This window comes from Photobacterium halotolerans DSM 18316, assembly GCF_000425165.1.
Taxonomy (GTDB): Bacteria; Pseudomonadota; Gammaproteobacteria; order Enterobacterales; family Vibrionaceae; genus Photobacterium; species Photobacterium halotolerans.
The window spans coordinates 154,906-167,488 of record NZ_KE384322.1 but is presented as its reverse complement, the minus strand read 5'-3'; the positions used below and the strand labels follow the sequence as shown (position 1 = coordinate 167,488).

At 53.7% G+C, this 12,583-nt stretch carries 10 protein-coding genes; 7 read left to right on the top strand and 3 right to left on the bottom strand.

Annotated features, from left to right (window positions below; translation table 11 throughout):
- Position 1 precedes the first annotated feature (1 nt).
- A complete protein-coding gene (locus H511_RS23780) occupies positions 2–1,702 on the bottom strand; it encodes a GspE/PulE family protein (RefSeq protein ID WP_051288313.1) in 1,701 nt (566 codons plus the stop codon).
- Between the two features lies 1 nt (position 1,703).
- Positions 1,704–2,195 (bottom strand): pilin, encoded by a 492-nt coding sequence (locus tag H511_RS0118505; RefSeq protein ID WP_036759998.1) that lies wholly within the window; start codon positions 2,193–2,195, stop codon positions 1,704–1,706.
- A gap of 29 nt (positions 2,196–2,224) precedes the next feature.
- On the opposite strand from H511_RS0118505, the gene H511_RS0118500 reads away from it, so the two are divergent.
- The 3 genes from H511_RS0118500 (at position 2,225) to glpQ (ending at position 5,144) form a co-directional block, all read left to right on the top strand.
- On the top strand, positions 2,225–2,425 hold the full coding sequence (locus H511_RS0118500; protein ID WP_027253662.1) for a hypothetical protein: 201 nt from the start codon (positions 2,225–2,227) through the stop codon (positions 2,423–2,425).
- Positions 2,426–2,628: 203 nt separating this feature from the next.
- Entirely contained in the window at positions 2,629–3,990 is a 1,362-nt protein-coding gene (gene glpT / locus H511_RS0118495; RefSeq protein ID WP_027253661.1) for a glycerol-3-phosphate transporter, read from the top strand.
- Positions 3,991–4,085: 95 nt separating this feature from the next.
- The gene (glpQ, locus tag H511_RS0118490) at positions 4,086–5,144 is read left to right on the top strand and encodes a glycerophosphodiester phosphodiesterase (protein ID WP_169449970.1); all 1,059 of its coding nucleotides are present in this window, start codon (positions 4,086–4,088) and stop codon (positions 5,142–5,144) included.
- 70 nt (positions 5,145–5,214) lie between these two features.
- Here the strand turns inward: glpQ and nadC are convergent, their stop codons facing one another.
- Positions 5,215–6,111, bottom strand: a complete 897-nt coding sequence (nadC, locus tag H511_RS0118485) for a carboxylating nicotinate-nucleotide diphosphorylase (RefSeq protein WP_027253659.1) — start codon at positions 6,109–6,111, stop codon at positions 5,215–5,217.
- 148 nt (positions 6,112–6,259) lie between these two features.
- Between nadC and ampD the strand changes: the two genes are divergently transcribed.
- The 4 genes from ampD (at position 6,260) to aceF (ending at position 12,582) form a co-directional block, all read left to right on the top strand.
- Positions 6,260–6,814, top strand: coding sequence for a 1,6-anhydro-N-acetylmuramyl-L-alanine amidase AmpD (gene ampD, locus H511_RS0118480; protein WP_027253658.1), 555 nt, complete (start codon positions 6,260–6,262; stop codon positions 6,812–6,814).
- Positions 6,815–7,134: 320 nt separating this feature from the next.
- Complete coding sequence (gene pdhR / locus H511_RS0118475; RefSeq protein WP_027253657.1) at positions 7,135–7,908, top strand: pyruvate dehydrogenase complex transcriptional repressor PdhR; 774 nt, start codon at positions 7,135–7,137, stop codon at positions 7,906–7,908.
- Between the two features lie 101 nt (positions 7,909–8,009).
- Positions 8,010–10,673, top strand: coding sequence for a pyruvate dehydrogenase (acetyl-transferring), homodimeric type (gene aceE / locus H511_RS0118470; protein WP_027253656.1), 2,664 nt, complete (start codon positions 8,010–8,012; stop codon positions 10,671–10,673).
- A 13-nt stretch (positions 10,674–10,686) separates the two neighbouring features.
- Positions 10,687–12,582: a pyruvate dehydrogenase complex dihydrolipoyllysine-residue acetyltransferase gene (aceF, locus tag H511_RS0118465; RefSeq protein ID WP_027253655.1), complete on the top strand. Its 1,896-nt coding sequence runs from the start codon at positions 10,687–10,689 to the stop codon at positions 12,580–12,582.
- The last annotated feature ends 1 nt before the right edge of the window (position 12,583 follow it).

Genomic DNA, 12,583 nt, shown 5'->3' with positions numbered 1-12,583 from the left:
ATCAGGCACTCCCGGCATCCGGCTGCAGCCTGTCACAGGCCAGCACCCGCTGCAGCTCGCTCAGGCTGGTGATCCCCTGGCAGAGCAAGCGGATCCCGGCCTGCTCCAGAGACAGGTTATCAGCCCGCTCAGTCATGGCCTCGCAGAGCGCGGCTTCACTTAACGGGCTTGTCTGACTGGTTTTGCAAGATACCAGTTCAAAAAGCCCGGTCCTGCCCAGGTAACCCTGATTACAGTGCTCACACCCCAGGGGATTGGCGGCGAACACAGGCGTTGAGGTATCTATGGTCAGTCTTTGCCGCTGACTGGCTGTTAAGTCAGTTAGTTGCTTACAGTGCGGGCACAGGCAGCGCACCAGCCGCTGGGCGATGATCAGACTGAGTGAGGCGCTGAGCTCATAAGGCGCGATCCCCAGATGCTGTAAGCGGTTCAGGGTATCGGCCGCGGAGTTGGTGTGCAGGGTGGAGAGCACCAGGTGTCCTGTTTGCGCGGCGCGTACCGCCATGGTCGCGGTTTCCTGATCCCGGATCTCGCCTATCATGATCACATCGGGATCCTGGCGCAAAAAAGTGCGCAGCGCCGTGGCAAAATCCAGCCCGATGGCAGGGTGAATGTGAAGCTGGTTAATGCCCGGCAATTGAATTTCGACCGGATCTTCCGCGGTACAAATGTTGCGGTGTTCTTTGTTCAGCAGGCTCAGGGCGGCATACAGCGACAGTGTTTTTCCGCTGCCGGTCGGGCCGGTCACCAGGATCAGACCCTGCGGTCTAGTCAGTGCCTGCTCAAAGACATTACGCTGGCCGTCGGTATACCCCAGCCTGTGCAGCGCCAGCGGAATATGGTTGCTGTCGAGTAAGCGCAAGACGACTTTTTCTCCCCACTGCGCAGGCAGTGTCGAGACCCGCATATCTACGGTCAGATCTTGGTTGAGCGGCAGCCTGAAGCGGCCGTCCTGAGGCAGGCGGCGTTCTGCGATGTTGAGTCTGGCCAGTATTTTGAGCCTGGCGGCCAGCCGGGCAGCCAAATCTGAAGGGGGAGTGGCATGAATCAGGAGCAGGCCATCACAGCGAAACCGGATCCGGCACTGTTTCTCTAACGGCTCGATATGGATATCAGACGCCTGGCGCCGCACCGCATCCAGCAGCAGCTGGTTGAGATAACGGCTGACCGGTGCGTCGTCGTTGTCGGCTGCTTGTTCGCTCGGCGGAGCCTGGGCGGCGGAGAGCTGCGCTATCTCAGTGTCGTTGAGGCTGGCTGTGTGCAGCGTACTGGTGATCGGGTCACCGTAAATCCGCCTGATGGCGTTTTCCAGCTGCCTGAGCGGTAAAATTACCGGTGAAATCTGATAGCCGGAGGCAAAGCGGCATTCGTCCTGACTGCGGGTGTCAAAGGGGTTGGCGATCCCTAAGGTGAGCACATCCTTGTCCAGTGCGAGGGGAAGCACGCTGTGTCTTTCTATCAGAGGTCTGAGGCTCAGGCTTTTACAGACCGACTGGTAATCGTAATGGTGGACATCGTCCATAGGCAGTGCAGCAAGATGGGCCAGCTGTTTGGCCAGATCCCAGTCGCTGAACACCCCAGAGCTGATTATTGCCGCGATATCGCTCAGGTGATGATGGCGCATTTCGGCCAGGATCCGATCGGCTTCAGCCGGATTAATGAGGCTGGCGTGCAGTAAAGTGTTGACCAGGGCGCTGCTCATCTTATTGCCCCGGACAAAATTGCGACTGGTTGTCACCGCTGCAGAGTGTGCGCCAGACAATGCCGTGGGCGTTGCTCTGAGGCTGCAGCCGGATTTGCGCATTCGCCGGCAGGCTGCCTTTGCGCTGCCCTTCCGGAATACGTGCCACTATGGCTGCGCCGTCAGTAATGGTTGGCGCGGTCCCTGACAGGCTTGCCGTCACCGTTGAGTAAATTTCAAAACTGTCACCATTGCTTTTGCTGAATAGCTGTTTGGCGGGCACACCGTTGCTGCCGCTTTGGCAGTCGATCTGCTGGGCGGTACCTGATGTTTGCCCTGTCATCAGGCACAAACTGACCGCGGTTTTCATCGCCGAGGAAGCATGCAGCATTTCAGTCGCATGGGTACGCTGGGTGTATCCCTGATAAGCCGGCATCGCAAAAGCCGCCAGTATGCTGATGATCGCCACCACTATCATCAATTCAATCAATGTAAATCCACTGTGCCTGGTCATTATGCTATCCACCTGAAGAACCTGTGTGAATGAAAATAATCAATGTTATTCATATGGATAGCAGTGAGCTTTGGTTTCTCGGTGTTATTCAATCCCCTGGCTGTAACAACCTGTGTTTACAGTCGATGGCTGGAGGCTGCTCGAAGAAACGGCGTCGGGCCGGCGGCAACAAGGGATGGATTGACATTACTCAGGCTGATTTGCTCGAATGTGCTCACGATGCTGAATGAGCATAAATACCGTCATGAATGCCGTGCAATTGCAGTAAACTACTTAAAAACCACTATTTTTGTTGGGTATTTATCAAGACAATACTCAGATCACAGATAATAAATGAGCATAAACGAAAACATTTACTTTCATCAATTTGATGAATACACTCACTCGCTCATAAAAACCATCGCAATAATCATAACAACGAGGTTCCCTCTGAATGTTTGGAATTTTTACCCCCAAAGCGCATCAACCCCTGCTGCCGGCAGACAAGGTTGACAGCACCTACAAACGGCTGCGGTGGCAGCTTTTTATTGGAATTTTTTTCGGGTATGCAGGTTATTACCTGGTACGTAAGAATTTCAGTCTGGCGATGCCATACCTGATTGAGCAGGGCTTTAGCCGTGGTGATCTGGGTGTCGCGCTGGCGGCTGTCTCTATTTCCTATGGCCTGTCGAAGTTTCTGATGGGCAGCGTGTCTGACCGCTCTGATCCGCGCTATTTCTTAAGTGCCGGCCTGCTGATGTCATCGCTGGTGATGTTCTGCTTCGGGTTTATGCCCTGGGCGACGAGCAGCATTACCGCCATGTTTATCCTGCTGTTCCTGAACGGCTGGTTCCAGGGCATGGGCTGGCCGGCGTGCGGCCGGACTATGGTCCACTGGTGGTCCCGTAAAGAGCGGGGCGAAATTGTCTCGGTCTGGAATGTGGCTCATAACGTGGGCGGCGGCTTGATTGGCCCGCTGTTTCTGCTCGGTCTGTGGGCGTTCCAGGATGACTGGCGCGCGGCTTTTTATGTGCCTGCCTTTTTTGCTGCCCTGGTGGCTGTTTTCATCTGGCTGACGGTACGTGATACGCCGCAGTCTTGCGGCCTGCCGGCGATTGAAGAATATAAGAACGATTACCCGGACGATTACGACAAGTCTCATGAAAAGGAAATGTCGGCCAAAGAGATTTTCTTCAAGTACGTATTCTCCAACAAACTGTTGTGGTCTATCGCGATTGCCAACGCTTTTGTATACCTGATCCGCTACGGCGTTCTCGACTGGGCACCTGTGTATTTGAAAGAAGCCAAGGAATTTACCGTGGATAAATCATCCTGGGCGTATTTCCTGTATGAGTGGGCCGGTATTCCGGGCACGCTGCTGTGCGGCTGGATTTCTGACAAACTGTTCAAAGGGCGCCGTGCGCCGGCCGGTATTCTGTTCATGGTACTGGTGACAATGGCGGTGCTGGTGTACTGGTTCAACCCGGCAGGCAATCCAACCATTGATATGCTGGCACTGATTGCGATCGGTTTCCTGATTTATGGCCCTGTGATGCTGATTGGCCTGTATGCGCTTGAACTGGCACCGAAAAAAGCGGCGGGCACGGCGGCGGGTCTGACCGGCCTGTTTGGTTATCTGGGTGGCGCCGTCGCGGCGAATGCGGTGCTGGGTTACACAGTGGATCACTTTGGCTGGGATGGCGGTTTCATCGTGCTGGTGGGCTCTTGTATCGCGTCGATCGTCTGTCTGATGTATGCCTTTGTCGGCGAGCGGGCACACCATAAACAAAAAGCACGCGAACAGGCACTTGCGTAAATTCATGCTTTAATCTTTATATTATTCAGGCCGTTTCATAACTGTGACGGCCTGACTCTTTTCGGGTGTCTATGTACCAACATATGGGTAATAAAATGAAACTGAACGTTATTGGCTTAACTCTGGCTGCACTGACTTACTCCTCCTGCTCTCTGGCGGATCCGCTGGTGATCGCCCACCGCGGCGCATCGGGCTACCTGCCTGAGCATACGCTGGAAGCCAAAGCCATGGCCTATGCCATGAAACCGGACTATATCGAACAAGATGTAGTGATGACCAAAGATGACCAGCTGGTTGTGTTACATGACCATTATCTTGATCGTGTCACAGACGTGGCGGAGCGTTATCCGGATCGTGCCCGTGCCGATGGCCGTTACTACGCGATCGATTTTACCCTGGCTGAAATCCAGGGCCTGCGCCTGACCGAAGGCTTTAATATAGATAAAGACGGCAACAAGGTGGCGGGTTTTCCTGACCGTTTCCCGCTATGGAAATCGTCGTTTACTGTGCCGACACTGGCAGAAGAAATTGAGCTGATCCAGGGACTGAACAGTACGCTGGGCTACAACATAGGTATCTACCCTGAGATCAAAGCGCCCTGGTTCCACCGCCACGAAGGCAAAGATATCTCCAAAGCCTTACTGGAAGTGCTGAAAGCCTACGGCTACGACAGTAAAGACGACAAAGCTTTTGTGCAGTGTTTTGATCCGATTGAGCTCAAACGCATCAATGATGAACTGATGCCGGCCATGAAGATGGATCTTAATCTGGTACAGCTGATGGCCTACACCGACTGGAACGAGACCATGGTGTATCAAGGCAAGGATGCAACGCCGTACAACTATGACTGGATGTTTGAAAAAGACGGCATGGCAAAAGTGGCTCAGTATGCCGATGGTATCGGGCCCTGGAAACCTATGCTGGTGGATGACAAGTCAACCAAAGATAAGCTGATCATCCTGCCACTGATGAAAGAAGCCAAATCTGCCGGCCTGGTAGTTCATCCCTATACCTTCCGCGCCGATGAAGGCCGTATTGCCCCATATGCGGATAACTTTGATGACATGCTGGACGTGTTTTATAACAAAGTGAAAGTGGATGGCATATTCACTGACTTTCCGGACAAAGCGGTATCTTTCCTGAACCGCGGCTAACGGGAACTCATCTTCAATAAAAAAAGGGAGCGCTCTGGCGCTCCCTTTCTGTTCTGAGTCATGTGGGTATTTACTTAAAGCGCATCGACAAGTCCATGGCACGCACATGCTTGGTCAGTGCGCCGACCGAGATATAATCGACACCGGTTTCGGCAAAGTCACGCAGCGTTTCATCAGTGACATTGCCCGACACTTCCAGCGCGACCTGTCCCTGATTTAACGCAACTGCTGCGCGCATCATGTCGGTGGTGAAGTTGTCCAGCATCACGATATCAGCACCGGCATCAATGGCCTGTTTCAGTTCATCCAGACTCTCGGTTTCCACTTCCACCGGCTTGCCCGGATTGAGCTGCCTGGCAGTCTCAACGGCCTGCTTGATCCCGCCACAGGCAATGATGTGGTTTTCTTTGATCAGATACGCATCAAACACCCCGATACGGTGGTTAAAGCCGCCGCCGCACGCAACAGCGTATTTCAGTGCGTTGCGCAGGCCGGGTATGGTCTTGCGGGTATCGAGCAGACGGGTTGGGGTGCCTTCCAGCAGCCCGGCGTAATGTGCCACCCGGGTGGCGCAGCCGGATAAGGTCTGGATGAAGTTCATCGCATTGCGCTCGCCGGTCAGCAGAATACGCGACGGGCCCTGCAGCACGCACAGCACCTGATTGGGCTCAACCGGATCGCCGTCGCTGACCTGCCAGTCTATGGTCACCTGATCACCCAGCTGACGGAACACTTCGTCGGCCCAGAGCTGGCCGCAGAACACCCCGGATTCACGGGTGATAATGGTGGCCGTTCCCTGGCTGTCCGCCGGGATCAGGCTGGCAGTAATGTCGCGGGCTGCATCAATCTCGCCGCCCAAATCTTCGCGCAGCGCATCGGCCACATTGCGGCGGATATCTTCGGGAAGCTGCTGACGCAGGTAGGCCAGGCGAGACTGGGTATCATGTTTTTGTTCCGTAGGGCTCATAACTTATATACCGTGTTGGCTGAGGCTGTCGAAATGAAGCCGATCATACTGTGAGATGCTGGCAAGGGGAAGGCATTCTCGGGTTGAGTGAGAGCGGCTAGAGGTTTTATCCTTAGCGTCAGGCGAATCAAGCAAACAGGCAGCAGGCATGAACTTCAGAATTAACGAGCAACACTGGCTGGACAAAGTAAAACGGGTGCCTTCTCCGTTCAGTGACAGCCGGCAGGATGAAGCGGATATCTCACTGCTGGTGATCCACAATATCAGCCTGCCGCCGGGGCAGTTTGGCGGCCCCTATATAGAGCAGCTCTTTACCGGACAGCTGGATCCGGCCGGGCACCCGTATTTTCGCGAAATCTATCAGTTGCGGGTATCGGCTCATTGCCTGATCCGCCGCGATGGCGAAGTGATTCAGTTTGTGCCTTTCAATGCCCGAGCCTGGCATGCCGGTGTGTCTGAGTTTGCCGGCAGAGAGAAATGCAATGATTTTTCTATCGGTATCGAACTGGAAGGCACAGATACCCTGCCATACACCCCGGCGCAGTATGATGCTCTGCGCCGACTGACCCGCACTCTGTTAGCCCGTTATCCGCAACTGTCCCGCACCCGCATCACCGGCCATGAATTTATTGCTCCCGGCCGCAAGACCGATCCTGGACTGGCCTTTGACTGGCGGCATTATAAAACCGGGTTAAGTGATTAAAAAAAATTTGAGCTGTTTTACAAAAAGTGACATTTCTGTATGTGACAAAAATGTTAATAAATTGGTCTGACCATTAACTTTTTGTCTGAATCTTGTTCGCAACATGCGGGATTATGGTCTAAAGTTGCGATAATTTTTGGCTTTCATGGCCCGAATTACGGGGATTTTTTGCTCGAACTACCATGACATGAATCAAGTTGTCGGTAGACATCCTCAATTATTTCTGTAAAATTTCTGTATATAGTTAAATTGGTATGACCAATTAACCGGTCGTAGGGTCGAACTGTAAGATAAAAAATACAAGAAGCAGATACTAATAAATGACTTATAAGCGTATCCGCCAAGCCAAGCTCTCAGACGTCATAGAGCAAGAACTTGAGCGATTGATCCTGGAGGGGATATGGTCCCCCGGAGACCAACTGCCGCCTGAACGAGAGTTAGCGCGGCAGTTTGACGTTTCGCGACCCTCAGTACGCGAAGCGATCCAACGCTTAGAAGCCAAACATCTGCTGACCCGTCGTCAGGGCGGGGGCACTTTCGTGTCGGATCAGTTATGGCAAAGCTTTTCTGATCCCCTGCTGGACTTACTGGCAGCCCACCCTGAAACACAGCTCGATTTACTCGAATCCCGCCATGCCCTTGAAGGGCTGGCCGCTTACTATGCCGCCCTTCGCGGCAATGAAGACGATTTCGACCGTATCCGCGCCTGTCACAGCCGGATACAGGAAGCCCAGCAACAGGGTGATCTCAAATCTGAAGCTGCCGCTGTGATGCAGTATCTGATTGCGGTGACCGAATCCGCGCATAATCTGGTACTGCTGCATATCATCCGCAGTCTCGCCCCCTTGCTGGAACAAAACGTATTACAAAACTTTGAACTCCTGAACCGCCGCCCTGAGGTGGTGGAGAAGGTGAGCAAACACCGAGCCGATATTGTGCATGCGATCGTTTCCGGGCAGCCGGAAATGGCGCGTGAAGCATCGCATGCACATTTGGCTTATATCGAGGAAACATTGTTGGATTTAACGCTTGAAGATAGCAGACGTGAACGCTCTCTTCGCAGGATTCAACAACGCAAGGACGGGCTGGATTAATACTTCCCTCATATAAGCCGAGGTCGGTATCAAACAGTCGCGACATTGTTAGGGGCGATAAAACCCTGGTTTTGTAGAATATCAACGAAAGGATAGATCGCATGTCTGAAGTCATGAAGCATGACGTGGACGCACTGGAGACTCAAGAGTGGCTAGCAGCCCTGGAGTCCGTCGTTCGTGAAGAAGGTGTAGAACGTGCACAGTACCTGCTGGAGCAAGTACTGGAAAAAGCGCGTCTGGGTGGAGTAGACATGCCAACGGGCATTACCACTAACTACATCAATACCATTCCAGCCGCACAAGAGCCTGCGTATCCTGGTGATACCACTCTGGAACGTCGTATCCGTGCCATTATCCGCTGGAACGCCGTAATGATCGTACTGCGTGCCTCTAAGAAAGATCTGGAGCTGGGTGGCCACATGGCTTCGTTCCAATCTTCTGCGGCTTTCTACGAAGTGTGCTTTAACCACTTCTTCCGCGCAGCTAACGAAACAGACGGCGGCGACCTGGTGTACTACCAGGGCCACATCTCTCCGGGTATCTACGCTCGTGCCTTCGTTGAAGGTCGTCTGACTGAAGAGCAGCTGGATAACTTCCGTCAGGAAGTGGACGGTAAAGGTCTGTCTTCTTACCCGCACCCTAAACTGATGCCTGAATTCTGGCAGTTCCCGACCGTGTCTATGGGTCTGGGTCCAATCGCCTCGATTTATCAGGCGCGTTTCCTGAAGTACCTGCACGGCCGTGGTATGAAAGATACCTCTGCCCAGCGCGTCTATGCCTTCCTGGGTGATGGCGAGATGGATGAGCCAGAATCACGTGGTGCGATTTCTTTCGCTGCGCGTGAGAAACTGGACAACCTGTGCTTCCTGGTTAACTGTAACCTGCAACGTCTGGACGGCCCGGTTATGGGTAACGGCAGCATCATCCAGGAACTGGAAGGTCTGTTCAAAGGTGCAGGCTGGAACGTGGTTAAAGTTATCTGGGGTAACAACTGGGATTCTCTGCTGGCTAAAGATACCACAGGTAAACTGCTGCAGCTGATGAACGAAACCATCGACGGTGACTACCAGACGTTCAAATCCAAAGACGGCGCTTACGTGCGTGAGCACTTCTTCGGCAAATATCCAGAGACAGCAGCCCTGGTTGCTGACATGACTGACGACGAAATCTTCGCGCTGAAGCGTGGCGGTCACGAGTCATCAAAACTGTACGCGGCATTCAAAAACGCGCAAGACACCAAAGGCAAGCCAACGGTTATCCTGGCCAAAACCGTTAAAGGTTACGGCATGGGTGAAGCGGCCGAAGGTAAGAACATTGCGCACCAGGTGAAGAAAATGGACATGACCCATGTTCTGCACCTGCGTGATCGCCTGGGTCTGCAAGATCTGGTGTCTGAAGATGACGTCAAGAACCTGCCTTACCTGAAACTGGAAGAAGGTTCGAAAGAGCACGAATACCTGCACGCTCGCCGTAAAGCACTGCACGGTTACACGCCTAAGCGTCTGCCGAACTTCACGCAAGAGTTCATTGTGCCAGAGCTGGAAGAGTTCAAACCGCTGCTGGAAGAGCAGAAGCGTGATATCTCAACCACTATGGGCTTTGTGCGCGCACTGAACGTGCTGCTGAAGAACAAGAACATCGGCAAGAACATCGTTCCTATTATTGCTGACGAAGCACGTACTTTCGGTATGGAAGGCCTGTTCCGTCAAATCGGTATCTACAACCCAAGCGGTCAGACTTATACTCCTGAAGACCGTGGCGTTGTGTCTTACTACAAAGAAGACACCGCAGGTCAGGTACTGCAGGAAGGTATTAACGAGCTGGGTGCTATGTCTTCGTGGGTAGCTGCGGCGACCTCGTACAGCACTAACGATCTGCCAATGATTCCGTTCTACATCTACTACTCTATGTTCGGCTTCCAGCGTGTTGGCGACATGGCTTGGATGGCGGGTGACCAGCAAGCACGCGGCTTCCTGCTGGGTGCAACAGCCGGTCGTACCACTCTGAACGGTGAAGGTCTGCAGCACGAAGATGGTCACAGCCACATTCTGGCTAACACCATTCCGAACTGTATCTCTTACGACCCGACGTTCGCGTACGAAGTGGCCGTGATCATGCAAGACGGTATCCGTCGCATGTATGGCGATCAGGAAAACGTGTTCTACTACCTGACGCTGATGAACGAAAACTACGCGATGCCAGCGATGCCGGAAGGCGCTGAAGAAGGTATCCGTAAGGGTATCTACAAGCTGGAAACTTACGCGGGCGATAAAGCGAAAGTGCAGCTGATGAGCTCAGGCACCATCATGAACGAAGTGCGTAAAGCTGCTCAAATCCTGAGCGACGATTACGGCATTGCGTCTGACGTCTTCTCGGTCACTTCATTCAACGAACTGGCCCGCGACGGTCAGGACGCAGAGCGTTACAACATGCTGCACCCGGAAGCTGAGCAGAAAGTATCTTACATCGCGGAAGTGATGGGTACAGAACCTGCCATTGCAGCAACTGACTACATGAAGAACTATGCGGATCAGGTGCGTGCCTTCATCCCGGCTGAGTCTTATAAAGTGCTGGGTACTGATGGCTTTGGCCGTTCTGACAGCCGTGAGAACCTGCGTCGTCACTTCGAAGTGAACGCTGGCTACGTGGTTGTTGCAGCTCTGAACGAGCTGGCCAAGCGTGGTGATGTTGAGAAATCTGCCGTTGCGGAAGCAATCAAGAAATTCAACATCGATGCCGACAAGATCAACCCGCTATTCGCGTAAGAGGCAATAAATAATGGCAATCGAAATTAATGTACCTGACATCGGTGCTGATGAGGTTGAGGTTACTGAAATCCTGGTCAGCGTTGGCGACAAGGTGGAAGAAGAGCAATCTCTGATCACTGTTGAAGGCGACAAGGCTTCCATGGAAGTACCGGCTTCTCAGGCGGGTATCGTAAAAGAAATCAAAGTAGCGGAAGGCGACAAAGTGTCTACCGGCTCTTTGATCATGATCTTCGAAGCAGAAGGTGCGGCGCAAGCGGCACCTGCTCCAGCTGCAGAAGCCGCGCCGGCCGCAGCACCTGCTGCTCCAGCCGCCGCTGAACTGAAAGAAGTTCACGTGCCGGATATCGGTGGCGACGAAGTTGAAGTGACTGAAATCATGGTTGCGGTTGGCGACAGCGTCGACGAAGAGCAGTCTCTGATCACGGTGGAAGGCGACAAGGCTTCGATGGAAGTACCGGCGCCATTCGCGGGTACGGTCAAAGAAATCAAGATCGCATCCGGTGACAAAGTGTCGACCGGTTCTCTGATCATGGTCTTCGAAGTGGCAGGTTCTGGTGCAGCAGCACCGGCGCCAGCGGCTGAAGCGGCTCCTGCGCCTGCCGCAGCACCAGCCGCGGCGGCTGACAAAGAAGTGAACGTACCGGATATCGGTGGCGACGAAGTTGAAGTCACTGAAATCATGGTTGCCGTTGGCGACATGGTGGAAGAAGAGCAATCGCTGATCACAGTGGAAGGCGACAAGGCTTCAATGGAAGTGCCTGCACCATTCGCGGGTAAAGTGAAAGAAATCAAGATCGCGAGCGGCGACAAAGTCTCGACCGGCTCTCTGATCATGGTATTCGAAGTGGCTGGTGCAGCCCCGGCTGCCGCGCCTCAGGCAGCAGCACCAGCGCCTGCAGCAGCACCTGCCGCAGCACCGGCTGCGAAAGCAGAAGCACCAGCAGCGGGCGGTGATTTCGTTGAAAACAACGAATACGCACATGCCTCTCCGGTTGTGCGTCGTCTGGCGCGCGAGTTTGGCGTTAACCTGGCGAAAGTCAAAGGTACCGGCCGTAAGAACCGCGTTCTGAAAGAAGACGTTCAGAGCTATGTGAAAGACGCGCTGAAACGCCTTGAGTCTGGTGCCGCTGCGTCTGCATCGGGTAAAGGTGACGGCGCGGCTCTGGGTCTGCTGCCTTGGCCGAAAGTGGACTTCAGCAAGTTCGGCGAAACGGAAGTGAAGCCGCTGTCTCGCATCAAGAAGATCTCTGGCGCCAACCTGCACCGTAACTGGGTGATGATCCCGCATGTTACTCAGTGGGATGACGCAGACATCACAGCGCTGGAAGCTTTCCGTAAAGAGCAGAATGCGATTGAAGCGAAGAAAGACACAGGCATGAAGATCACCCCGCTGGTGTTCATCATGAAAGCGGTTGCCAAGTCTCTGGAAGCCTTCCCGGCGTTCAACTCTTCTCTGTCTGATGACGGTGAGAGCCTGATCCTGAAGAAGTACGTCAACATCGGTATCGCGGTCGATACGCCAAACGGTCTGGTTGTGCCTGTGTTCAAAGACGTGAACAAGAAAGGCATCTACGAGCTGTCTGAAGAGCTGATGGTGGTCTCTAAGAAAGCCCGTGCCGGTAAACTGACGGCGGCTGACATGCAGGGCGGCTGCTTCACTATCTCAAGCCTGGGTGGCCTGGGTGGTACGGCGTTCACCCCAATCGTGAATGCCCCTGAAGTGGGTATCCTGGGTGTGTCTAAGTCTGAGATGAAACCAGTATGGAACGGCAAGGACTTCGAACCTCGCCTGATGCTGCCGTTGTCACTGTCTTACGATCACCGTGTGATCGACGGTGCTGAAGGCGCACGCTTCATTACTTACCTGAACGGCATGCTGTCCGACATTCGTCGTCTGGTGCTGTAAA

Excerpts from the sequence above, each read along its gene's own strand:
- glpT (WP_027253661.1), top strand. The coding sequence starts at position 2,629 with ATGTTTGGAATTTTTACCCCCAAAGCGCATCAACCCCTGCTGCCGGCA.
- H511_RS0118500 (WP_027253662.1), top strand. The coding sequence starts at position 2,225 with ATGAAAATAATCAATGTTATTCATATGGATAGCAGTGAGCTTTGGTTT.
- ampD (WP_027253658.1), top strand. The coding sequence starts at position 6,260 with ATGAACTTCAGAATTAACGAGCAACACTGGCTGGACAAAGTAAAACGG.
- pdhR (WP_027253657.1), top strand. The coding sequence starts at position 7,135 with ATGACTTATAAGCGTATCCGCCAAGCCAAGCTCTCAGACGTCATAGAG.
- glpQ (WP_169449970.1), top strand. The coding sequence starts at position 4,086 with ATGAAACTGAACGTTATTGGCTTAACTCTGGCTGCACTGACTTACTCC.
- nadC (WP_027253659.1), bottom strand. The coding sequence starts at position 6,111 with ATGAGCCCTACGGAACAAAAACATGATACCCAGTCTCGCCTGGCCTAC.
- H511_RS23780 (WP_051288313.1), bottom strand. The coding sequence starts at position 1,702 with ATGAGCAGCGCCCTGGTCAACACTTTACTGCACGCCAGCCTCATTAAT.
- aceF (WP_027253655.1), top strand. The coding sequence starts at position 10,687 with ATGGCAATCGAAATTAATGTACCTGACATCGGTGCTGATGAGGTTGAG.
- H511_RS0118505 (WP_036759998.1), bottom strand. The coding sequence starts at position 2,195 with ATGACCAGGCACAGTGGATTTACATTGATTGAATTGATGATAGTGGTG.
- aceE (WP_027253656.1), top strand. The coding sequence starts at position 8,010 with ATGTCTGAAGTCATGAAGCATGACGTGGACGCACTGGAGACTCAAGAG.